The sequence below is a fragment of the Musicola paradisiaca NCPPB 2511 genome (genome assembly GCF_000400505.1).
GTDB lineage: Bacteria > Pseudomonadota > Gammaproteobacteria > Enterobacterales > Enterobacteriaceae > Musicola > Musicola paradisiaca.
In genome coordinates this window covers 2694134-2716846 of the sequence record NZ_CM001857.1, presented here as the reverse complement: position 1 = coordinate 2716846, position 22713 = coordinate 2694134, and the positions used below count along the sequence as shown (strand labels likewise).

The 22713-nt window shown below is 55.4% G+C and carries 20 protein-coding genes; 11 read left to right on the top strand and 9 right to left on the bottom strand.

What is annotated here, in order from left to right; genetic code table 11:
* Window positions 1–76 precede the first annotated feature (76 nt).
* Window positions 77–943, bottom strand: a complete 867-nt coding sequence (gene nfo, locus DPA2511_RS11965) for a deoxyribonuclease IV (protein ID WP_015854017.1) — start codon at window positions 941–943, stop codon at window positions 77–79.
* A gap of 45 nt (window positions 944–988) precedes the next feature.
* Entirely contained in the window at window positions 989–2068 is a 1080-nt protein-coding gene (locus tag DPA2511_RS11960; protein WP_015854016.1) for a YeiH family protein, read from the bottom strand.
* Between the two features lie 112 nt (window positions 2069–2180).
* On the opposite strand from DPA2511_RS11960, the gene yieE reads away from it, so the two are divergent.
* Window positions 2181–3041, top strand: a complete 861-nt coding sequence (gene yieE, locus DPA2511_RS11955; RefSeq protein ID WP_015854015.1) for a DNA-binding transcriptional regulator YeiE — start codon at window positions 2181–2183, stop codon at window positions 3039–3041.
* Window positions 3042–3210: 169 nt separating this feature from the next.
* On the top strand, window positions 3211–4689 hold the full coding sequence (locus tag DPA2511_RS11950; protein WP_015854014.1) for an amino acid permease: 1479 nt from the start codon (window positions 3211–3213) through the stop codon (window positions 4687–4689).
* A gap of 125 nt (window positions 4690–4814) precedes the next feature.
* Here DPA2511_RS11950 and DPA2511_RS11945 read toward each other — a convergent pair whose 3' ends face one another.
* Complete coding sequence (locus DPA2511_RS11945) at window positions 4815–5996, bottom strand: sugar transporter (protein ID WP_015854013.1); 1182 nt, start codon at window positions 5994–5996, stop codon at window positions 4815–4817.
* 603 nt (window positions 5997–6599) lie between these two features.
* Between DPA2511_RS11945 and DPA2511_RS11940 the strand changes: the two genes are divergently transcribed.
* The 6 genes from DPA2511_RS11940 to DPA2511_RS11920 all read left to right on the top strand — a co-directional run bounded on the left by DPA2511_RS11940 (window position 6600) and on the right by DPA2511_RS11920 (window position 11641).
* Complete coding sequence (locus DPA2511_RS11940; protein ID WP_226376593.1) at window positions 6600–7688, top strand: 3-oxoacyl-ACP synthase; 1089 nt, start codon at window positions 6600–6602, stop codon at window positions 7686–7688.
* 167 nt (window positions 7689–7855) lie between these two features.
* The gene (locus DPA2511_RS23925) at window positions 7856–8338 is read left to right on the top strand and encodes a hypothetical protein (RefSeq protein WP_226376592.1); all 483 of its coding nucleotides are present in this window, start codon (window positions 7856–7858) and stop codon (window positions 8336–8338) included.
* Entirely contained in the window at window positions 8244–9605 is a 1362-nt protein-coding gene (locus DPA2511_RS21665) for an HAD-IIIC family phosphatase (RefSeq protein ID WP_226376591.1), read from the top strand. Before DPA2511_RS23925 ends, DPA2511_RS21665 begins: the two co-directional genes overlap by 95 nt.
* 2 nt (window positions 9606–9607) lie before the next feature.
* A complete protein-coding gene (locus DPA2511_RS11930) occupies window positions 9608–9847 on the top strand; it encodes a phosphopantetheine-binding protein (RefSeq protein WP_015854010.1) in 240 nt (79 codons plus the stop codon).
* Window positions 9825–10571, top strand: a complete 747-nt coding sequence (locus DPA2511_RS11925) for a 2-oxo acid dehydrogenase subunit E2 (protein ID WP_015854009.1) — start codon at window positions 9825–9827, stop codon at window positions 10569–10571. Before DPA2511_RS11930 ends, DPA2511_RS11925 begins: the two co-directional genes overlap by 23 nt.
* Entirely contained in the window at window positions 10568–11641 is a 1074-nt protein-coding gene (locus tag DPA2511_RS11920) for an alpha/beta hydrolase (protein WP_015854008.1), read from the top strand. The genes DPA2511_RS11925 and DPA2511_RS11920 overlap by 4 nt, the downstream gene beginning before the upstream one ends.
* Before the next feature lie 168 nt (window positions 11642–11809).
* Here the strand turns inward: DPA2511_RS11920 and DPA2511_RS11915 are convergent, their stop codons facing one another.
* Complete coding sequence (locus DPA2511_RS11915; RefSeq protein WP_226376660.1) at window positions 11810–12730, bottom strand: ABC transporter permease; 921 nt, start codon at window positions 12728–12730, stop codon at window positions 11810–11812.
* A gap of 71 nt (window positions 12731–12801) precedes the next feature.
* Entirely contained in the window at window positions 12802–14313 is a 1512-nt protein-coding gene (locus DPA2511_RS11910) for a sugar ABC transporter ATP-binding protein (RefSeq protein ID WP_015854006.1), read from the bottom strand.
* Between the two features lie 243 nt (window positions 14314–14556).
* Between DPA2511_RS11910 and DPA2511_RS11905 the strand changes: the two genes are divergently transcribed.
* Complete coding sequence (locus DPA2511_RS11905) at window positions 14557–15642, top strand: oxidoreductase (RefSeq protein WP_015854005.1); 1086 nt, start codon at window positions 14557–14559, stop codon at window positions 15640–15642.
* A 186-nt stretch (window positions 15643–15828) separates the two neighbouring features.
* On the opposite strand, the gene DPA2511_RS11900 is transcribed toward DPA2511_RS11905, so the two are convergent.
* The 4 genes from DPA2511_RS11900 to DPA2511_RS11885 form a co-directional block, all read right to left on the bottom strand.
* The gene (locus DPA2511_RS11900; RefSeq protein WP_015854004.1) at window positions 15829–16041 is read right to left on the bottom strand and encodes a KTSC domain-containing protein; all 213 of its coding nucleotides are present in this window, start codon (window positions 16039–16041) and stop codon (window positions 15829–15831) included.
* 464 nt (window positions 16042–16505) lie between these two features.
* Entirely contained in the window at window positions 16506–17348 is an 843-nt protein-coding gene (gene fghA / locus DPA2511_RS11895; RefSeq protein ID WP_015854003.1) for an S-formylglutathione hydrolase, read from the bottom strand.
* Window positions 17349–17361: 13 nt separating this feature from the next.
* Complete coding sequence (locus tag DPA2511_RS11890) at window positions 17362–18483, bottom strand: S-(hydroxymethyl)glutathione dehydrogenase/class III alcohol dehydrogenase (RefSeq protein ID WP_015854002.1); 1122 nt, start codon at window positions 18481–18483, stop codon at window positions 17362–17364.
* A gap of 75 nt (window positions 18484–18558) precedes the next feature.
* Complete coding sequence (locus tag DPA2511_RS11885; protein WP_015854001.1) at window positions 18559–19422, bottom strand: LysR family transcriptional regulator; 864 nt, start codon at window positions 19420–19422, stop codon at window positions 18559–18561.
* Between the two features lie 435 nt (window positions 19423–19857).
* Here DPA2511_RS11885 and DPA2511_RS11880 point away from each other — a divergent pair, with 435 nt between their 5' ends.
* Together DPA2511_RS11880 and DPA2511_RS22410 are read left to right on the top strand one after the other, a co-directional pair.
* A complete protein-coding gene (locus DPA2511_RS11880; RefSeq protein WP_015854000.1) occupies window positions 19858–20547 on the top strand; it encodes a hypothetical protein in 690 nt (229 codons plus the stop codon).
* A gap of 485 nt (window positions 20548–21032) precedes the next feature.
* Window positions 21033–22713: methyl-accepting chemotaxis protein (locus DPA2511_RS22410; protein ID WP_015853999.1), on the top strand; the 1681-nt coding region annotated here is incomplete at its 3' end.

The window sequence follows — 22713 nt, the reverse complement described above, 5'->3', positions numbered from 1 at the left end:
ACGGATGTAAAAACGCCAGCCTTCGCGCTGGCGTTTTTTATGCTCATCAGATCACTACATGATGATGTAGAACAAATCAGCCGGGGGCGTCGGCACTGGCGTCCAGTTGCTGTGACTTCAGCCAGGCGATCTCTTCCGCCCAGATAGCCGGGTTGATGGTCTCCAGAATCATTGGAATGCCGTTGAAACGATCGTCGCGCATGATGTAGCGGAATACGGTTTTGCCGATGTTACCTTCCCCCAGGCTGTGGTGACGATCCACCCGACTGTTGAATTCACTTTTGGCGTCATTGAGATGCATTCCCCGCAGGTAGCGAAAGCCCACAATACGCTCCAGTTCGGCGAAGGTACGCACGCAGTCGGCTTCGGTACGCAAATCGTAGCCGCCAGCGAAGGCATGGCAGGTATCAATGCACACGCCGACCCGGCTTTTGTCCTCCACGCCGTCGATGATCTCTGCCAGATGCTCAAAGCGAAAGCCGAGATTGCTACCTTGGCCTGCGGTGTTTTCAATTACCGCCGTCACGCCCTCGGTAGCCGCCAGCGCGATATTAATGGATTCGGCGATGCGCGCCAGACACGGATGCTCGTCAATCTGGCGCAAGTGGCTGCCAGGGTGAAAATTCAGCAATGTCAGCCCCAGCTGCTGGCAGCGGCTCAGTTCATCGATAAACGCCGAGCGGGATTTTTGCAACGCATCGTCATCCGGATGGCCCAAATTGATCAGATAGCTGTCGTGCGGCAGGATGTGCGCCGGGGAATAGCCGTATTGCTCACAGGCGGCGCGAAAACTGTCGATAGTTGCGCTGGTCAGCGGCGGCGCCTGCCACTGGCGTTGATTTTTAGTGAATAGCGCGAAGGCGGTAGCACCGATTTCATGGGCGCGGATAACGGCCTGATCCACACCGCCGGAGGCGCTGACATGGGCACCAACATATTTCATGGTCTGACTCCTTTTTATGGGGCCCATGCATTATGACATTAGCGTTCAGGAAAACAGATGCTGAACGGCCAGATTGATGGCGCCGCCGCCCAACACCAACCAGATAAACAGAACGAGAGCCAGCAATATCGGCCGTAATCCCGCGGCGCGCAGCAGGGTGAAGCGGGTGGCGATACCCAGTGCGACCATGGCCATGGTCAGCAGAATGTTATCCAGCAGCAATAATTCATCAATCCAGCGTGCAGGTAACAAATTTAATGAATTGAGGCAGGATGTCAGCACGAATCCCAGCGCAAACCACGGAAAACTGGCGGCCATAGAGGTGTTGTCAGTGCTGATCGCCGGTTGACGGCGTTTTAGCCACAGGCTCAGCAAAAACAGAAATGGCGCCAGCATCATCACCCGCAGCATTTTACCGATCACCGCCATGTTTTCGGTATCGGGAGCGATGGCGTGTCCTGCTGCCACCACCTGGGCTACTTCGTGAACAGTTGAACCGATATAAACGCCAAACTCCGGCGCGGTGAAAAGGGCGCCGCTATACTGGATCAGATGCTGATAAAACCAGGGGTAAAGAAACATGGATGTCGTGCCGAATAGCACCACGGTAGCGACCGCCATGGCGACTTTATCCGCCGAGCCTTTTACCACCGGCGCGGTGGCGAGCACGGCAGCGGCGCCGCAGATGCTGCTGCCGGCGCCGATCAGCATGGATGTCTGTTGATCTAGTCGGAACAGGCGCTGGCCAAGCCAGCAGGCGAGCAGAAAGGTGGAACTGAGCATGATGACGTCAATGAGGATGCCGACAACACCGACAGCGGCGATTTGCTGCAGGCTGAGCCTGAATCCGTACAGGATGATCCCCCAACGCAACAGGTGGTGTTTGGACCATTGAACGCCTTCATCGCAGTAGCGATGCAGTTGAGGGTAGAGGGTATTTCCCACCGCCATGCCGACTAAAATCGCCAGGGTGAGGGAGCCGAGGCGCATGCCGGCGACAGCGGGCAAGACGCAAAGCGACAGAATAATTTTTGTCAGTACCCCGACCAGGAGCATTCCGGTCAGTGTGTGCCGGAGCCGATAGTAAGACTGTAACTGAAGAATGTTGGGAGAAAATGGAAGCATAACCCTGCCTGCCGAATCATGAGGTTGAGGGCCCAGCCTATGATCGGACGCTTTAAAATAGAAATTGATTATATATTTATAACCTATAGATATTTACGATAAGAGCCCTATTATGCATATCACTTTACGTCAACTGGAAGTGTTCACTGAGGTATTGAAAAGCGGTTCGACGACGCAGGCCTCGGTGGCGATGTCGCTGTCGCAGTCAGCCGTGAGTGCGGCGTTATCCGATTTGGAAAGTCAGCTCGGCGTGCAATTGTTCGATCGCGTCGGCAAACGGTTGGTGGTGAATGAACACGGCCGTTTGCTTTACCCACGCGCGTTGTCATTGCTGGAGCAATCCTCCGAAATTGAGCAACTGTTTCGACGGGACAACGGTGCGTTGCGCATTTACGCCAGCAGCACCATCGGCAATTATCTGATGCCGGCGGTGATCGCTCGCTATCGTCAGGATTTTCCCGATATTCCGCTGGAGCTGTCCGTGGGCAACACCCTGGATGTCGTGAACGCCATTTCAGAGTTCAAGGCCGATATGGGGCTGATTGAAGGCCCATGCCATCACCCCGACCTGATTACGCAGCCGTGGCTGGACGATGAATTGGTCGTCTTCTGCGCGCCAGGTAATCCGCTGATTGGCCAGGTCACGTTGGAGGCGCTGGCGGATGCCCCGTGGATCTTGCGAGAACATGGTTCCGGCACCCGTGAAGTGTTGGATCATCTGTTGCTGGCGACATTGCCGCATTTTCGGCTGGTGATGGAGTTGGGCAACTCGGAGGCCATTAAGCATGCGGTACGGCATGGCATTGGCATTAGCTGCCTGTCACGACGAGTGATAGCTGATCAACTGGACAGCGGCACGTTGGTCGAACTGTCGATACCGCTGCCACCGTTGATGCGCAAGCTATATCTGGTGCACCACCGGCAAAAGCATCTCTCCGGCGTGCTGCACTCCTTTCTTGAATATTGCCGCTAATCCTGCCGCTGCCACTGGGAACCCGGCCCGGTGGCAATCATATTTCCAGATGATTTTCTTATGACTGACGCCGAGTTATGAAGCTCTCTTATAATCGGTGTGAATCACTATCCAGCTAAACCTCATTTGTTACAATCCGCCCTCAATTTTTATGGGCAGCAGGATTGTTATGGCTCAACATTCTACCGAACTCCCGGATCAGGGGAATAAAACACTACGCCGCGAGTTAAAAGCACGGCATTTGACGATGATCGCCATTGGCGGCTCGATCGGTACCGGTCTGTTCGTCGCTTCCGGTGCGACGGTGTCGCAGGCGGGGCCAGGCGGCGCGCTGCTGTCCTATGCCCTGATCGGGTTGATGGTCTATTTTCTGATGACCAGCCTAGGCGAGCTGGCGGCGTTCATGCCGGTTTCCGGCTCTTTCGCGACCTACGGTGCCCGCTATGTCGACGAAGGGTTCGGGTTCGCGCTGGGTTGGAACTACTGGTACAACTGGGCAGTCACCATCGCGGTGGATTTGGTCGCCGCGCAGCTGGTGATGGGGTACTGGTTCCCGGATGCCCCCGGTTGGATCTGGAGTGCGCTATTCTTGTCACTGATTTTTCTGCTGAATTATGTGTCGGTGAAGGGGTTCGGCGAAGCGGAATACTGGTTCTCACTGATCAAGGTCGCCACCGTTATTTTGTTTATCGCCATCGGTGTATTGATGATCACCGGTATCCTGCGAGGCGGCGAGCACGCCGGCTGGCATAACTGGCAGATTGGCGATGCGCCTTTCGCCGGCGGTTTTTCCGCGATGATCGGCGTGGCGATGATTGTCGGTTTCTCATTTCAAGGCACCGAACTGATTGGTGTGGCGGCCGGTGAATCGCGCGACCCACAAACCAATATTCCACGCGCAGTACGGCAGGTGTTCTGGCGTATTCTGCTGTTCTATGTGTTCGCTATTCTGATCATTAGCCTGATTATTCCTTATACCGACCCAAGCCTGCTGCGTAATGACGTCAAGGACATCAGCGTCAGCCCGTTTACGCTGGTGTTCCAGAACGCCGGGCTGCTGTCGGCCGCTGCGGTGATGAATGCGGTGATCTTGACAGCGGTGCTGTCGGCGGGCAACTCCGGGATGTACGCTTCGACCCGTATGCTGTACACCCTGGCGCAGGAAGGTAAAGCGCCGGCCTGCTTCGGACACTTATCGAAGGGCGGGGTGCCGCGTAACGCGCTGTATGCCACAACAGTGGTGGCTGGGTTATGTTTCCTGACGTCTATGTTCGGTAATCAGAGCGTGTATCTGTGGCTGTTGAATACATCGGGTATGACCGGGTTTATCGCCTGGCTGGGCATCGCTATCAGCCACTACCGTTTCCGGCGTGGTTATGTATTACAAGGGCGCGATCTTAATGCGCTGCCGTACCGTTCCGGGTTCTTCCCGCTGGGGCCGATTTTTGCTTTCGTGCTGTGTCTGGTGATCACGCTGGGGCAGAACTACCAGGCGTTTCTGGCGGACAAGATTGACTGGAACGCGGTGGCCGCAACCTATATCGGTATTCCGCTGTTTCTGGTTATCTGGTTTAGTTATCGCCTGACCAAAGGTAGCCAGACGGTGAAATACAGCGAGATGACGTTCCCGGAGCATCAACAGCACTAAGCGCTCAAACCGTAGGCAGTAAAGAGCCGACCTGATGGTCGGCTTTTTATTGCAGATATTGCAGACACCCAGTGCGTTCCCGGCGTGCCGCCGTTGACATGCTAGCGGTATCGGTGCGCTGTGCGTCAGGCTCGGGTAGGATGCACACTACGATAAGCGCCGACGAGCATGCCGCACAGTGGGAGCAGTGCCAGCGGAGCGCCGATATAACCGATCTTGTCCATACTCAGATGCAGGCTGATCATGTTGCCCAGTAAAGCGCCGCCGCCGATACCGAGGTTAAACAACCCGGAATAAATCGATGTCGCGACATCGCTGGCGTCCGGCGCCAGCATTAGCACCCGGGCCTGCATCGCCAGCCCCAATGCCATCATGGATAGCCCCCATACCAGACAGAGCAGCGTCAGCCCCAGCGGATAACCGGACAGCGGTTTCAGCAGTGTCAGGCTAATAACCAGCAACAGCATCGCCGTGATGATGAAACCGGTGGGAAAGCGTTCGCTGTAGCGACTGTAGAGCATACTGCCGCCGATGCCCGCAATACCGAACAGCAACAGGATCAAGGTGGTAAAGTTTTCCGGCAACTGAGCCACCGTTTGGATAAACGGCTCGATATAGCTGTAAGCAGTGAAGTGCGCCGTCACCACCATCACGGTGGTCAGGTAGATAGTCACCAGTTCCGGGCGCTTGAACAGTGTGGGAAGACTGGCGAGTGAGCCGGAATGTTCGCTGGGCAGCCGCGGGAGCAAGCGGGCCAGCAGGATCAGCGCGATAGTGGCGCCAACGGCGATAAGTACCAACGTGGTGCGCCAGCCCATGTATTGCCCCACCACACGTCCCAGCGGTAATCCGATGATCATCGCCAGCGACGAACCGGTGGCGATCAGCCCTAACGCCTGGGCGCGCCTGCCCGGCGGGGCAAGGCGAATCGCCAGCGAGGCCGTAATCGACCAGAAAATGGAGTGCGCCAGCGCCACGCCGATGCGGGAAAGCAGCAGGGCATTGAAGCTCCAGGCGGCGGCAGAGATCAGATGGCTAATGATAAACAGCCCGAAAATACCGATCAGCAAGCGCCGTCGTTCAACGGCGCTGGTTAACAGCATACAGATGAGGGATGCCGCGGCCACGATCCAGGCGTAGAGGGTGATCATCAACCCGACATCTTCAGTCTTCATCTGGAAAGAGTCGGCGATATTGCTCAGCAAGCCGACCGGGATAAATTCTGTGGTGTTGAAGATAAACGCGGCGATAGCCAATGTGACCACGCGCAGCCAGGCGGTGGCGCGCGAGGGTGATGCGGATGTCATAGCGGGATCCTGATCTGGTGTAACGGGCGCGCCATTGTAGTCAATTATGGGTAAAAATGCGATTACGCTCACATTTCAGCGAGGTGTCGCGGTGTCTGAATCAGGCGCTGGGGGAGGGGCGGAATCAGGCCGTCGTCTGGTGCGGCGACACGGTACATGGTATTGCCTAATATTATGGCGGATAACATTATCTCAACAATAATTAGTATTTATAATTAAGTGGCGTAATGGATATTATCAGGCTGTTTTATTGAGTGAGGTTTAAATAAGCTACATAAAAATAGAGTATTCGTTTTTTTTGGTGATTATTCATGGTGGTGAGTTGAAAATATTATTTTTGAATATTTTTGCGTGCGAATTGATGACGTTTTTTTTACGTTCCGGATTTCTTCAGAAAGAATATTTTATAGTTTTGGTTTAGGCAGAGGTTGTCACTTTTATCTGGTTGGTTTTCCTCTCTTCTGGCGATTATTAGGTTGTTTTATTATGTTTTTGCCATGTGAGTAAATAAATTTATCTCTCTAAAAATTATCCTGATAATTATTCTTCATTATGGAAAATACAAGCATAATCAGTAATAGTTTTTTATAATAATGCATAAGATTGCTGTTGCAAAAAATAAACGGGTATGAGAGCTTTATCACAAGCTTCGATGAGGGAACAACAATGAGCGTATATATTAATGCGGTGGAAACCTATTTGCCCGGCCCGGTTATTAGCAATCAGGAATTGGGAGATAAAATCGGATTTAAACCTGATTTAATTAAAAAACTTTTCGGTAATACCGGTCGGCATTTTGCCGTTAATATGAATACCGGTAAACCAACGGCGTCGTCAGCGGAATTAATTAGCATCGTTATCCGGAAACTTCTTGCCAGCACAGGGATAAATAAAAATTGTATTGATTTTATTATTGTGGCATCCGCCACGCCGGATACGTTATTGCCAAGCAGCGTAAATCAGGCGTGTCATGCCATGGGGTTTCGGCAGATTGAAACCTACCAGATTGTTTCGGGGTGTTCCGGCGCCGTACAGGCGCTCAAGCTAGCCCGCGAGCTGGTGGCTACGCCGGATAATGGCCTAAACAACGGCCTGGTTATCGGGGTTGAAACAGCCTATAAGTTCCTGAATTTCTTTGATGAACATGCAGGAAAGAAAGACACGAAGGAACTGGTGAACTATACGTTGTTCGGCGACGGCGTCGGTGGATGCCTGGTTTCCAATCAACAATCGGCGTCCAGTATTGAGATTGAACATATTTCTTTTCAATATCTGGGTATTGATGAAGCGGTCGGTCAACTGGCGAATTGGCGCGGCAGTCGTAATGACATTGAATATGGCGCCTTGCTGAATGAAGAATATAAATTGATTGAGAAATTAGTGCCGGTTATTACTCAGGATACGGTTAATGCATTGACGGATAAATTAGGCGGGCGTCCAGACTGGCTGCTGCCGCCACAACTCTCCGGCTCAATGCTGGTGAAAATTTTGTCCGATATCGGTTATACGACGGATAAAATATTCAGCCTGGTGGACAGAATTGGTAATACCGCCAATGCTGCGTTATTTTTTCAAATAAAAGAATTCAGCGATATTTCCCTTGCCAATGAATGCGCTATCGGTATTTCTGTTGAGTCTTCACGTTGGCTGGCGGGCGGTTTGATTCTCCGAAACAAAAAAGATCTTTTATAACATGACGTAAAAAGGATTTTTATCTATACCCTTTATATTTCAAATGATATGTGTTGGCTGCGATTATTTACCCGAATCACTAAGCTGAGTAAACGCATCGGGGTTTACGTATCAGCCGCCTTTCTGAAACGCGAATTATTTGGGGTATAAAGAAAATAGGGATGTTTATGAAACAGGATAATGCACTAGGTCGGATCGCCGCCTCGAAAAAAATCACGGCGGAAGGGAAACGTATTGTTAATATTGCCACCTTCAGCAATTTCAATCACAAAGCGTTGAATGACCTGATTACGTTCAACCTGAATGAACTGGGTTGCTATCCCTCCTTTTATGACGGTCTATACAGCGACTATTTTCCCCATGTACTGGGCAATGCCGCCGACATCAAAACATTTGGCGCGCAATTCCATTTTTATACCCTGGATACTTCCTTTATTGAAAACGACATCGGTGCGTTGCTGCCCACGGCTGAGATTGGCGAAAAAATTCAGGAGCAAAAAAAGCCGGCTGGCGTATCTGCTGAATTTTTCTGGCGCCGGCTGTGGCGCTCACGTCGTGCTGAACACTATCCATATCGGCGAGTCGCAACTCAAACAGATTATCGCGCAGGATCAACGCGCGGAACTGAAGCAACTGATCGGAGAGTTTAACTCGTTTCTTTTGGCGTTGGGGCAAACGGAACACCGCGTAACGGTGGTCGATTTGCAGGAATCCGGCGGGATAACGGAAGACCCTGCGACCAGCCGAACTGCGCAGTTACTGGGGCTGGGCGTCGGTCTGGCGGCGTTGGATGCCATCGCTCGCGTCGGCGCCGCATCCATCCGGCAGGCGCTCGGGAAAACGCTGAAATGCGTGGTCAGCGATCTGGATAACACGTTGTGGAAAGGCATTTTGGCCGACGACGGTGTCGACGGCATCCTGATGGCGGATAAACACATCGGCACGGGCCACCTGCGTTATCAGGCGTATCTGCGCACTCTGTACGATCAGGGCGTCATTTTAGCCATTTGCAGCAAAAACAACCTGGAGAATGTGGAAGAAGCGTTTAAACGCCGCGCCGATGAGATGCGAATTTCGCTGGATAAGTTCTCCGTGGTGAGCGCCAACTGGCAAGGGAAAAGCGGCAACATTCTGAATATCGCCAACGAACTGAACATCTCCCCGGAGCACATGCTTTTTATTGATGATTCAGCGTTTGAATGCGCAGAAGTCAAAGCACGCATTCCGGCGATCACGGTGCTGGAGTTTTCCGGCGACATGGCGGAGAACGTCGCTGCGCTGATTTCCGCCGACTATTTCCAGCGCCCGACGATCAGCAGCGATGACCGTATGCGCAATTTGAGCTACGCGCAAAACAAGCTCCGCACTGAGCTGCAAAAAGAGTTTGCGGACGATCAGGCTTTCTTGAGCAGCCTGGATATGACGCTGACCATCCACCCGGTGGCGGCGGATTCGCTGGATCGTGTATCGCAACTGACGTTGCGTACCAACCAGTTCAATATGACGACGCAACGGATGAGCCCGCAGGATGTGGCCGGCTACCTGACCCGGGAAGGGCATCAGGCGGTTACGCTGGCGTGTCGCGATCGCATCGGCGATTACGGCACCATTGGCGCGATATTTCTGCGTTTCGCCAGCGACGGTTGCCATATCGACAATTTCATCATGAGTTGCCGTATCTTCGGGCGACAAGTGGAGTTCGCGGCAATGCGCTGGCTGTTCGGTCTGTGTCAGGCGCAGGGCGTCGACCGGATCACCGCCGTATACGGCCCGACCGAAAAGAACAAAAAATTCCAGCGGTTCTATGCGGATTGCGGGTTTGCTGAAACCGCCAGCAACCTGTTCACCATTCTCGATCCAGCTCCTGCATTACTGGCCGGGAACAGCAATACCGTCACTGTCAACGAGAGGGAATGACCATGAAACTGGACGATTTTATCGGCTTGATTAACACCAAAACCGGCATGGGGCTGGCGACCGAACAGGCTCAGGAAGATTTGACCAACCTCCCGGAATGGGATTCGCTCACGTTCGTCTATCTGCTGATGGAGATCGAAAAACAGCAGAACGTCAAAATCGATGTCGAAAAGGTGTTGCAGTGCACCACGCTGAATGACATTTACCGGGTGGTGAGCCATGAAGTTGCGGCAAGTTTCTAGGGAACGGCGCCAGACGCTCTCCTTTCTGGCGATATCCAAGGGCATTCCTGCCATTACCGTTATGCGCGAGATCGATGTCTCGCGCATCGTCGCGGGCGGGCAGCAACGCAGTATGACGGCGATAACCATCAAAGCCATCAGCGACGCGCTGCGTCAGTATCCGCAACTGAACGCGATGATCAAATACGGCAGCGCCAGCACGTTGATTTGCCCGGATAACATCAGTAGCCGGGTGACGCTGGAAAAATCGCTGAACGGCGTATCCGGCGTGTATTCCCGGGTGATCAGCAATACGGATCGGTTGCCTGTTGCCGATATCGATCGGGCGTTGCAGCAGTTCAAGCAGGAGGACGCGGCAACCAGCGAGCACTACGAAAAAATCCGTTTTATTCAGCGTTTGCCGCCGTGGCTGGCCAGCCTGTTGCTGCGGTTGGCCATGTTGTCGCCGAAGTTACAGGCGCAAACCTGGGGCAGCTTCACCGTGACGTCGTTGGGGAAAAACGGCCCTGACGCCTGCATTCCCCTTTCCGGCTCTACGTTCACGTTTACGTTGGGGGTGATCAATGAAAAACCATCGCGAAACCCGCAGGACATGGCAATGTCGCATGTCGCGACGCTGTCGATGATCTTCGACCATCGCGTACTGGACGGACGGTTGGCGTCAGAATTTCTGGCGCAGATAAAAAGCAACATGGAAGGTGTTGCGCTGGAGTCATCATCATGATGCTGGATGAACTCAAGAATTTTGTGTTGCTGCACAGCAATGTGTTGAATGTCGGCGCGGAAACCCGCGCCATCCTGCCGGATATCCATCATCTGGGCGACGACCTGCCGCATAGCTGGAGCCAGGTGTTTTACCGTCAGGCGCAACACTATGAGCATCAGGGAGAATGGCTCAAGGCGTGTTCGCTTTACAATCTGGCGCGTTTTCCCTATCCGGAAACGCCGCTCCAGCATGAGTGCAATCAGCATTGCCTGCGGTTGTTTCGTCAGCAGTATATCGATAACGGTAAAGTGACGCGGGTCACGTTGTCGCAGGGGCGGCAGGTGTGCTACCTCAGCCGAAAGCGCAGCGACAACGTCGTCATTATCAACGGCGGTATTATCTCGCTGAAAGAGCAATGGGTGCATCTGGTGGGGCTGTTTGAGCGTTTTGACGTGACCGTGGTGTTGACGGAAATGCCGGGGGTAGGGGAAAACCAGCTGCCCTACAGTGAGCAGTCTTTCCGTATGTACAGCGATGTGCTGGATTATCTCGCGCAGGATCGTCCCGATATCCGGTGCCACATTTTCGGTCTGAGCTTTAGCGGGTTTATTGCGTATAAGAACAGCCTGACCGATAGCCGTATCCTGGGGATCACCATGGCGGGTACGCCGCTGGATTCGCTGTACCACGATCGGGATGTCTACCGGCGGCTGCCTTACGTTACGCGGCTGGTTATCAGGCAGAACGTGGGGAAAACCCATCCGGAATGGGATGACGACGACAAGGTATTTCGTTACCTCGATACCACGTTCGTCATGCGTCAGGGAGATATCAATCATAACGTCAGGCTGTATTACGTTCAGAGCCTGCGCGACGAGGTGATCCCCAATGCCGAAGCGGACACGATCCGCCGTTTGTCCCGGCATAACCATGTGCTGGCGCTGGATGATGTGCATGGGTCGCCCGGGTACGGCAAAACCGTGCGGGTCTATCTGCTATGGTCGCTGCTGGATTCGTTACGCTTGTCGCGGGTGCTGCTGGGGGTCGCCGGGGTGGGGGTTCGCCTTTTGCGGCGTCTGAAGAGGTAGTGTCGGACACTTGCGGTGATAAGCGCCGGGGCGGCGTGTTCCGGCGAGATAGGCGTGCGCGCCGACGCCTGTATTACCCGACTGGCGCGTTGAGTTGAAAACCGTTTAGCCTGTTGTCAGTTTGGGGCGGTAACACCGCCCGCTTTTTTTGTGTCCTCAACGCAGACATCAGCGTTTCTGGACGTAAGTCATGGCCAGCGCCAGCGCCAGCACTAAGCCTTTGATGATATCCATGGCGTAATAAGGCACCGATAACATCACCAGACCGTTCTGCAAGACCCCCAGTAAGACGGCGCCGACCAGCGTTCCCAGCGCGTTCGGCTTGCCGGAGCCTGCCAGCGAGAAACCGATATAGGCCGCCGCCACTGCATCCATCAGGTAGCCGCCGCCGGCGTTCACCTGGGAAGAGCCGATGCGGGATGCCAGCAGAATTCCGCCCAGCGCCGCCAGCAGCGACGAGATCAGATACGCCAATACGCGGTAGCGGGCAGTGCGGATGCCGGCCAGCCGCGCCGCTTCCGGGTTGCCGCCGATGGCATACATCCGGCGACCGTGCTGGGTCAGGGAGAGATAAAGCTGCACCACCACCGTGACTGCCAGCATGATAATCACGATCACCGGTACCTGACCCAAGGTCGCGAACAGTTCAGGGATCACGCCTTCCGCCATCTCGCCGCTCGGCAGCAACATATTTTGGGTAATGGAGCCGCCATAGCTGTAGGTCATGGCGACGCCCTGGATCACGAACAGGCTGGCGAGCGTCGCCAGCATATCGGGGATGCGCAGCACCACGATCAGAAAGGCGTTGAACAGCCCCACCAGCAGGCAGAGCAACAGCGTCAGCGCGATCGCCCCCGCAGTGCCGAAACCGTGCCAGACGAACAACGAGATAACCAGCGCGTTGGCCAGCGATGCCGTGGAGCCGACGGAAAGGTCGAATCCGCCGACCGACAACGACATGGATACACCGATGGCGATCACGGTGACGATGGCGATAGAGCGCAGAATATTAATGATGTTGTTGGGATCCAGAAAGGTGTCTGACGCCAACCCAAATAAGGTGATCAGCGCCATGACGGTAATCAGCATGCCCCATTTGTAGAGAAACTCGAACAGGCGATGGTAAAGGGGCTGCGTGCCGTTAGGGGAAAGTAGCTGACTCACGCGGGAGTTCCTCCGGTTGAATAGAGTAATAATGTTTCTTCGTCGGTCTGAGCGGCGTCCAGTTCAGCCACGATCCGCCCATCCCACAAGACGCAGATGCGGTCGCACAACCCCACCAGCTCGGAAAATTCGCCGGAAGCGTAAATGATGCCTTTGCCTTGCTGCGCCAGTTCGCCAATCAGGGCGAACAAATCCTGTTTGGCTTTGATGTCTACGCCTTTGGTCGGCTCATCCAGAATCAGTACCTGCATGTCGTTGCGTAGCCACTTGCCGATGGCCACCTTCTGCTGGTTGCCGCCGGACAATCGCCGCAGTTTCTGCTGTGGCCCGCGGGCGCGGATGGTCAGCCGATGGATCAGATCCCTGGCCCAGGACAGCGCCTGGCCATGCCCGAAAATACCGTAGCGGGAGAAGCTGTCGCTGGCGCTGATGCTGAGGTTCATGGCGACGGATTCGTCAATAAAAATGCCTTCTTTGCGCCGCTCCTCCGGCACCAGCGCGATGCCCTGCGCCACCGAATGCGCCGGCGAGGTCGGCCGCCAGGGGTTGCCCTGATAAGATGCTTCCTCCAGCCGGCTGCGGGTGGCGCCGAACAGCGCTTTGCACAGTTCGCTTTTGCCCGCGCCCGCCAGCCCCGCGACCCCCAGAATCTCGCCCTTGCGCAGGGTCAGCCTGATATCGTGCAGCAACGTATCGTCGTGCAGCCCCTGAATCTGCAACAGGGGCTCGGTATCCGGCAGCGTGCGGCGCGGCGGGAAAATATCGTCCAGCCGATGCCCCAGCATCCGCTCCACTATCTCTTCACCGCTGAGCCCTTGCATGGCGCCGCTGCTGACGAATTCGCCGTCGCGCAGCACGGTGAGGGTGTCACAGATGGCGCTGAGTTCATGAATCCGGTGGGAGATAAAGACGATGCCGATGCCTTCACGTTGCAGGCGGCGTACTACGCCGAACAGGCGCTCGCTTTCCGTGTGGTCGAGCGGCGCGGTGGGTTCGTCCAGAATCAGGAAACGGCAGCGGTGGGACAGCGCGCGCGCCAACAGGATCTGCTGTTTCTCGGCCAGCGAGCAGCGGTCGAGCCGCTGGCGAACATTGATGCCGACACCTAATTGCGCCAGCAGGGATTCCGCCTGGCGGCGCAACTGTGACCAGTTCAGCAGCAGGCCCGGCTCCGCCAGCCTATCGAGCATGATGTTTTCCGCGACCGACAGCGTGGGCACCAGCGCGGCGTCCACCTCTTGCTGCACCAGATGGATGCCGTGGCGTTTGGCATCGCGCGGAGAACGAAGGGCGATCTTTTCGCCGTCCAGCAGGATATCGCCGCGGTAGTGGTCATAAGCGCCGGACAGCACCGCCATCAGCGTTGACTTGCCCGCGCCGTTGGCGCCGGTCAGCGCATGGATGGATCCCCCCTCCAGCGAAAAATTCACTTGCCTGAGTGCCGGGAAACCAGCGAAAGAAATGGAAATGCAGCGCATTTCCAGACGTGATGGCGGTGTTATGGACATAATGAATCGCAGCGGGCTCGTTACGGAGATGGTTACGGGTTTATTCGGCAAAAAAATACCATATTCATCACCGAATAGAACGCCAGAGTGTGGGGAGAAACGCCGTCCTGAATGACTGAAAAAGCATATCTTAAGTAAAAAAGTTATTAAAACCCGCAAATGATGTGCTTAAGATGAAGCACAGTCTCGACATCCGGCATCGCACGCAGCGCGCAGCGGGTGTCCGTTCGCAAGGAATCCACGATGAGTACGACCGCTATCCGGGTCCAGGTCGGCCCGGACAACTATTTTTCTTTTCCCGGCGCTATCGACCGGTTATCCGATATTTACTCCAGCCAGGCGCTTGAACAGGCGTTGTGGATCGGCGGCGAACGTGCGCTGGCCGCTGCCCGTCCTTATCTGCCGGCGGTGTTTGACGCGCCGACGGCGCGCCATTCCTCGGTGACGATGCACTGCAATGAGCGGGATATTGCCGCATTGACGACGCTGGCGGGCAGCGATCGCCAGGTCGTGATCGGCGTCGGCGGCGGCGCGGTGTTGGATACCGCCAAGGTGGTGGCCCGTCGGCTGGGGGTGCCGCTGGTGGCTATCCCGACGATTGCCGCCACCTGTGCCGCCTGGACGCCGCTTTCCGTCTGGTATAACCAAGACGGGCAGGCGCTGGGGTTTGAGATGTTCGACGATGCCAACCATCTGGTGCTGGTAGAACCGCGCATTCTGCTGGCGGCGCCGGTGGACTATCTGCTCGCGGGGATCGGCGATACGCTGGCGAAATGGTATGAGGCGGTGGTGCTCAGTCCGCAACCGGAAACGTTGCCGCTGACGGTGCGTTTGGGGTTGCAGACGGCGCAGGATATCCGCGATGTGCTGCTGCGCCAGAGTGAGTCGGCGTTGAAGGCGGTCGCCAGCGGCGTGTTGAATCAGGATTTTCTGGATGTGGCGGATGCCATCATCGCCGGCGGCGGTATGGTGGGTGGGTTGGGTGAGCGTTACACCCGCGTCGCGGCGGCGCACGCGGTGCATAACGGGTTGACGGTCTTGCCGCAGACGGCGCGTTTCCTGCACGGCACCAAAGTGGCTTACGGTATTTTGGTGCAAAGCGCGCTACTGGGGGATGTGGCGACGCTGCGCCAACTCACGTCGGCTTTTCAGGTGTTCGGGTTGCCCACCCAGCTGCGCGAGCTGGATGTGGATATCGATGACGAAGCGGCGCTGCGGGCGGTCGCGGCCAGGACGTTGCAGCAAGGGGAATCCATCCATTATCTGCCGGGCGAACTGAATGAAGCCCGTTTGCTGGCCGCTTTTCGTCAGGTTGAGCAGCAAGGCTGAAAGCCGGCATACAGGGTGAGAGGGCATGCGGTTAGCTGTGCATTATGTGGCGGGATGACGGCGGGGCGGCCGCCGTGCGGGGCACCGTTTCAGGCGCTTCGCACGGCGTGACGAACCGACCGCATGTTCTTTCATTTCATCATGATGGTGCCCGGCGTGTGTGACGCCTAACGGCAACCAACAGGATTACTGGAGCTTGTCGTAGGGAAAGGAATTCTTGATATAACGGGCGTAATAACGCGCCTTAGCGTTCGAGTCCATCAACTCCTCGTAGATCATCCGGGCGACGTTTTTATACTGATAAAGACTCCCGTTCAGTAATTCGATTTCCAGAATGTTGTTTTCCGCATCGTAGCCGACGGCGAACAGTTCGGTAGATGAAACACGCTTACGTTGCAAACCCGTTGCTCCCTGTTGATTCCTGCCTGTGTCCCGTTATTGGCCGCAGATAACACGCTTTCGCGGTTACGGCATGGAGGGGGGACACCGTGAGTTATTGCTCAATATATAGCCAGAAAAGGTGTTGGGCAAACGGAATAGACCAGTGGCCTATCGCAAAACGCCCGGTAGTCCATCACTCGATATCCCGTGTGCGCCGACGGCGTTCAAAGGGCGGCGAGAGCACTGATACGGCGGTTTCGTCTGGCTCGGTAGTCGATGAGAAACCGCTGTCAGCGATAATGGGCTACGTGTGGCGTCGTTATCGGTTGTCCGGATCCCGGCTTCGTTTTTGATTACCTGGACGCCTGCGGGCTTCTGGTGGGGAAACCCGGCGTCGGCGGCCAGATAATGAAAGAAAATAGCCTGACACACGGATGGATATCAGGCTATGAACGCCGAGTATTAAACAACCCGGCGTGACTTTACTGCAAGTGTTTTGCGTGGAAGCGCAGATGATCTGCGATAAAACTTGTAACAAAGTAATAGCTGTGATCGTAGCCGGGTTGCAGGCGCAGCGTTAGCGGCCATTGGCGCTGACGAGCCACGGCGGCCAGCGCCTCCGGCTGAAGCTGGGTAGTCAGAAACGGATCGCTATCGCCTTGGTCGATCAGTATCGGCAATGGCGCTGCGTCACTGTGCGCCAACAAATGGCAACTGTCGTATTGCAGCCACGGTTGTTCGTCCGGGCCGAGATAGGCGGCGAACGCCTTTTGCCCCCAGGGAACCTGGGTCGGGTTGACGATGGGCGCGAAGGCGGAAACCGAGCGGAAACGGCCCGGATGCCGTAGCGCCATCATCAGCGCGCCGTGTCCGCCCATCGAATGGCCGCTGATCGACTGGCGATCGCTGACGTTAAACGCGCTGGCGATCAGCGCCGGTAGTTCGTCGCTGAGGTAGTCGTACATCTGAAAATGCCGATCCCACGGCGCTTGTGTTGCGTTCAGGTAGAACCCGGCGCCCTGGCCCAGATCGTAGCTCGCGTCGTCGGGGACGTTCTCGCCGCGCGGGCTGGTATCCGGTATCACCAGCGCCAGCCCCAGTTCGGCCGCTGCGCGTTGCGCCCCGGCTTTGGTGGCAAAGTTTTCGTCGCTGCAGGTCAGGCCGGAAAGCCAGTAAAGCACCGGCGGCGGCGAGACGTGGTATGACGGCGGCAGGTAGACGCTGAGGGTCATCGGGCAGCTCAGCGTGGCGGAATGGTGGCGATAGCGCCGCTGCCAGCCGCCGAACGCGCAGTGTTCTTCCAGTAATTCCAGCGATGTGCTCATGGTGGTTCCCCGGTTAACTGAAATGTACAACCGAGCGGATGGATTTGCCTTCGTGCATCAAATCAAACGCCCGGTTGATCTCTTCCAGCGGCATGGTGTGGGTGATGAAATCGTTAAGCTGGAATTCGCCGCCCATATAACGCTGCACAATACCGGGCAACTGGCTGCGCCCCTTGACGCCGCCGAAAGCGGAACCGCGCCACACGCGGCCGGTGACTAACTGGAACGGCCGTGTCGAGATTTCTTCCCCGGCCCCGGCCACCCCGATGATGACCGACTCGCCCCAGCCTTTATGGCAACACTCCAGCGCTGCGCGCATCACATTGACGTTGCCGATGCACTCGAAAGAGTAATCAACGCCGCCGTCGGTCAGTTCGACAATCACGTCCTGGATCGGTTTATCGTAGTCTTGCGGGTTAATCAGGTCGGTCGCGCCCAGTTTACGCGCCAGCTCAAACTTGCTGGTGTTGAGATCGATGCCGATGATGCGGCCGGCCCCGGCCATTTTTGCGCCGATGATCGCCGACAGCCCGATGCCGCCCAGCCCGAAAATCGCCACAGTATCGCCCGGCTGTACGTTGGCGGTGTTTGCCACCGCGCCCATGCCGGTCGTTACGCCGCACCCCAGCAGACACACTTCTTCCAGCGGCGCCGCTTTGTCGATTTTAGCCAGCGAAATTTCGGCGACCACGGTGCGTTCGGCAAACGTGGAGGTGCCCATATAGTGGAAAATCGGCTTGCCGTCTTTGAAGAAGCGGGGGGTGCCGTCCGGCATCAGGCCTTTCCCCTGTGTGGTGCGAATCGCCTGACACAGGTTGGTTTTGCCGGAACGACAGAATTTGCACTCGCCGCATTCCGGCGTGTACAGCGGGATGACATGGTCGCCGACGGCGACGCTGGTGACGCCTTCGCCGATGGCTTCCACGATCCCGGCGCCTTCATGGCCGAGAATGGCCGGGAATACGCCTTCCGGATCCTTGCCGGATAAGGTGTAGGCATCGGTATGACAAACGCCGCTGGCGACGATGCGTACCAGCACTTCGCCTTTCTGCGGCGGCATCAAATCCACGTCTTCAATCGACAGCGGTTGGTTAGGGCCCCAGGCGACGGCGGCGCGGGTTTTGATCATTTGCATGGTGATACTCCTGGTTATGTTGGGCTAGACGCGGTGCGCCGTACCGGGGTGTGCTCCCCAGATGGGGAGAGCGGCTCAGGCGCCGCTTTCGATCATCAATTTTTTCAAGGCTTCTACGTTGGGGCCGAATGCCCCCTGGCGCCACACCAGCCAGGTGTCGATAACGGCGACCCCTGGCGGCAATGAGTGCGGTTGTACGTTTCGACCTGCAGGAAGTGCGTGCAGGACGCTTTGTGGAACCAGGGCGGCGCCGTTACCTGCGGCAACGGCGGCCAGCAACACGGAATAGGAGGGCACTTCAACGAGCAGTGCCGGCGTAATACCCTGGGCGCGGAACCAGGATTCCAGATGCTGGCGGTAGCCGCAGCCATTGGCAAAGACCAGCAACGGCGACTGGCGCAGTTGTTCTGGCGTCGATGCGTCGGTGATGGCCTGTGCTGTCACCAGCGACAACGGTTGGGCATAGATCGGGCAGCTGTGCAGTGACGGATGATTAACCGGGCCTGTCACCAGCGCGGCGGCCAGTTCCCCGGCGTTAACCCGTTCTATCAATGTTGCGCAAGGCGCGGTATGTAAATGGACTTTCACCGACGGGTAGCGTTGGTGATAACGCGCCAGCAGCGGCGGCAGTTCGGTCAGCAGCAGGCTTTCCACCACGCCAAGCTGAAACAGGCCGGAAGGTTCGCCGTTGTGGGTCAAACTGAGCGCTTCATCGCTCAGCGACAGGATTTTTTGCGCGTACCCCAAAAAATTGTACCCGGCCGGAGAAAGCCGGACGCGCTGTTTCTCGCGGATGAACAAATCGGTACCCAACTCTTGTTCCAACTGACGCAGCCGGGTTGTCAGATTGGACGGCACACGCTCCAATTGCGCTGCCGCCCGCACCAGCGACCCCGTTTCGGCAACCAGACAAAACATACGTAGTTGGGTGAGATCCATAATTTCTCTATCCGTGAACAACTTTTTAAAGTTGGTGATTTATGGTGAGTATATGGAGGGATGGCAGGATTGGCAACCCTCAGGCGAGAAACAGACATCAGGGCGGGGACGCGCGAATACTAAAAATCATGGAGGTAATTGTGATCCTGATTAGATTTATTTCTTTTTTGTTAATAAGTGGGGTTTCTTTTATGTCATATTAGAAACAAAAAATAGTGTGGTTAAATAAAGTTGACGACGCGCAGGTTTTATTTCGTCACGACGGATGTTATTTCACCATGACGGATGTTATTTCGTTATGACAAATGTTGTTCCGCCATGATGGATGTTATTCCATCGCGGTAGATGTTATTCCGTCACGGTAGATGTTATTTCGTCGCGGTAGATGTTATTCCGTCATGAAATAACACCACAGATGATTCTCCGGAGGCCGCTATGATTCGTTTAAGCGATACGATGGTGAAAAAAGTCATCACATTTATCTTTTCCTCCGTGATGATTACCGGCGGATGCGCGGCGATGATTCATCTGGATGTATTTCTTTCCATGAATGAAGGCCAGCATGAATATGCTCTCCCCAGCCAGGGGGATGCCTCCATTGATAAAGGACATTATCAAATATCCCGTACCGTGAAACATATCATGGCGGCGGTTGTGCATCTTCAGCGTGGTGAAAGGGAATATGCGGTTCCTAATGTGATTCAGGCTGCAAAAGCGTTGCAGGATAGCCGCATGGCGTTGCAGGCATTTCAGCGCGATAGCCATTCAGACGCTGTGCGTGATCACGTCAGCGAGGTCGGCTTAGCCTGGCAGCAACTGCTGGATAAAGGGCTTGAGCCGATGTTGCAGACGGCCCATGCCGGGCTGCCGGAAACCACGACACAGCACTATCAGTATCACTTCACCCCGCTCCGCCAGCGCTTTGAGCACACCCTGAGCCGCTATCAGGATGCGCTGAATCAGGAAAAGACGCAGTCAACGCGATTGCCCTATGCCGATAGCGTCTGGAGTCTGATGTTGGCGACGTTGCTGGCGGCATTACTGGTGCTGACGTTGCGCCATCCTGCACTGGGCGATGTATCTCGCCGCCTGTGGCAGGGGTTCAGGAGGTATCTACGGCGCTAGTGGTGGCGTTGATGTCGCTGCAGTTTCCCCGTGGTTCAACCTGTCTCTCCGGTTCCATCGTTATGGAACCGGTTTTTTATTGCGCCTGATGTTTTTTCTGAATCTGGTGTGGATATTTACACCGTATGATTAATCGCCGAAATAATCGCCAGAATATTTTTCCTCAGTTAAGGATGGCTTAATTTAAAATGGGTAGCTTCATTGATGTAAGTTGAAGTTTTTGTCATGTGGTCAAGGCAGACTGACTTTGAATGTTGATGCGATTATAGTGACTTAATGTTTTCGTACTTGTTATTTCTAACGTCGGGGAAAATTAAGGTTGTCACTAAATACAGTGTGAGTCATTCATTCGCTAGGGTCATTTTCGTCATATTGACGAACACAGCAGCAGTAGGGAGAACTTCTGTAAATACCGGGTACGCCGGAAGCAGGGCAGCCAACAACAACATGTACCGCGAGGTACAACTAATTATCTGGAGCCTGTTATGAACGTTTTAAAAGATATTACTGTCAGAAAAATGTTGGTCATCATTTTGACGCTGTTTACTGTTATCTGGGGCGCAGTATCGATATTTACCATGCAGTCTTTTAGCGAAGTGAATTCGCTGTTGGACGATAGTTTAGCGCAGAAAAAAAGCTATACCTTGCTGGTGAAAGGTAACGACCAGTATTTTCGCTCCGTAACCCGGATGTTACGGGCGGCGGATTTTCTGCAATCCGGCGATACGAGCAACGCACAAAAAATCTTCGATTCTTCAGCGGCGGCGCTGAGCATCAGCCGCGATATGCTGGAGCAATTTAAGAACAGCCGTCACATCGGCGTCAGCGATGAGTTGGTCAAATCGATGATCTCGTCCTGGAGCAACCTGCTGGATGGTGCTATCGCGCCGATGCTGGCGGCTTCCCGTGATGGCCGGGTGGAGGATTTCCGCCAGATTTTTCGCAACCAGTATCCGCCATTGAGCGTTGAGTTCGGCGCGATAGCGGAAAAATACTCGGCGGCTACACAATCTGACGATGGTATCAACACGGCAAAACGTCACGCCGACTTCAATCAGAAACTGTTGCTGGCGGCATTGATTGTCGGGATTCTCGTCCTGGTGATGACGGATCGGTATCTGGTCAACTATCTGGTCAAACCGATCAATATGATCAAGCATCATCTGGGGTTGCTGACCGATGGCAAGTTGCATACCGAACTGGATGAATTTGGCCGTAACTGTGCCGGCCAGTTGATTCCCTATATCAAATCGATGCAGAAGAGCCTGCGCGATACCGTGGTGGTGATTCGCGATAGCTCATCGAATATCTACAACGGCACCAGCGAACTCCGGCAGGGTAATGACGAGTTGTCGAGCCGTACCGATCAACAAGCCGCGGCGTTGCAGGAAACCGCCGCCAGTATGGAAGAGTTGACCTCTACGGTGAAAAACAACGCGGATAACGTGCATCAGGCGAGGAAACTGTCGGAAGAAGCGCAGCAGATGGCCAAGAAAGGGGGCGAAATTTCGGCGAGTGTGGTGCAAACCATGCAGAGCATTTCGGATAGCTCCCGCAAAATTGCAGATATTACCAGCGTGATCAACGGTATCGCCTTCCAGACCAACATTCTGGCGTTGAACGCAGCGGTAGAGGCTGCCCGGGCCGGTGAACAAGGGCGTGGGTTTGCGGTGGTTGCCGGTGAAGTGCGTAATCTGGCGCAGCGCAGCGCGCAGGCGGCCAAGGAAATTGAAACCCTGATCAGCGAGTCGGTGAACCGGGTACAGATTGGTTCCGGTCAGGTACAGGAAGCGGGCAATGCCATGGGCACCATTATCTCGTCGGTATCCCATGTGCACGACCTGATGGGGGAAATCGCCGCCGCCTCGGATGAACAAAGCCGCGGCATCTCTCAGATTGGCCAGGCTGTCACCGAGATGGACGGCGTCACGCAGCAAAACGCCGCGCTGGTTCAGGAGGCCTCTTCCGCCGCCAGCTCGCTGGAAGAGCAGGCACGTAATCTGGCGGATGCGGTGTCGGTGTTCGACATCGGTGATGACCGCGAATCGACCCTGTTGCGTCGTCCGTCGGCGCAAACGCTGAAACGTCCGGTAAAGAAAGCCGCGCCGGCACTGAAAGCACCCGCGAAAGCGAGCGCATCAGGCAGCGGTAATTGGGAAACGTTCT

Bases quoted from the DNA above. Each gene is read 5' to 3' on its own strand.
- DPA2511_RS11905 (WP_015854005.1), top strand. From the start codon at position 14,557: ATGAGTACGACCGCTATCCGGGTCCAGGTCGGCCCGGACAACTATTTT.
- DPA2511_RS11890 (WP_015854002.1), bottom strand. From the start codon at position 18,483: ATGCAAATGATCAAAACCCGCGCCGCCGTCGCCTGGGGCCCTAACCAA.
- DPA2511_RS11945 (WP_015854013.1), bottom strand. From the start codon at position 5,996: ATGACATCCGCATCACCCTCGCGCGCCACCGCCTGGCTGCGCGTGGTC.
- DPA2511_RS11915 (WP_226376660.1), bottom strand. From the start codon at position 12,730: ATGCTGATTACCGTCATGGCGCTGATCACCTTATTTGGGTTGGCGTCA.
- DPA2511_RS11930 (WP_015854010.1), top strand. From the start codon at position 9,608: ATGAAACTGGACGATTTTATCGGCTTGATTAACACCAAAACCGGCATG.
- fghA (WP_015854003.1), bottom strand. From the start codon at position 17,348: ATGAGCACATCGCTGGAATTACTGGAAGAACACTGCGCGTTCGGCGGC.
- nfo (WP_015854017.1), bottom strand. From the start codon at position 943: ATGAAATATGTTGGTGCCCATGTCAGCGCCTCCGGCGGTGTGGATCAG.
- DPA2511_RS11910 (WP_015854006.1), bottom strand. From the start codon at position 14,313: ATGTCCATAACACCGCCATCACGTCTGGAAATGCGCTGCATTTCCATT.
- yieE (WP_015854015.1), top strand. From the start codon at position 2,181: ATGCATATCACTTTACGTCAACTGGAAGTGTTCACTGAGGTATTGAAA.
- DPA2511_RS11880 (WP_015854000.1), top strand. From the start codon at position 19,858: ATGATTCGTTTAAGCGATACGATGGTGAAAAAAGTCATCACATTTATC.
- DPA2511_RS23925 (WP_226376592.1), top strand. From the start codon at position 7,856: ATGAAACAGGATAATGCACTAGGTCGGATCGCCGCCTCGAAAAAAATC.
- DPA2511_RS11885 (WP_015854001.1), bottom strand. From the start codon at position 19,422: ATGGATCTCACCCAACTACGTATGTTTTGTCTGGTTGCCGAAACGGGG.
- DPA2511_RS11925 (WP_015854009.1), top strand. From the start codon at position 9,825: ATGAAGTTGCGGCAAGTTTCTAGGGAACGGCGCCAGACGCTCTCCTTT.
- DPA2511_RS11920 (WP_015854008.1), top strand. From the start codon at position 10,568: ATGATGCTGGATGAACTCAAGAATTTTGTGTTGCTGCACAGCAATGTG.
- DPA2511_RS11960 (WP_015854016.1), bottom strand. From the start codon at position 2,068: ATGCTTCCATTTTCTCCCAACATTCTTCAGTTACAGTCTTACTATCGG.
- DPA2511_RS11950 (WP_015854014.1), top strand. From the start codon at position 3,211: ATGGCTCAACATTCTACCGAACTCCCGGATCAGGGGAATAAAACACTA.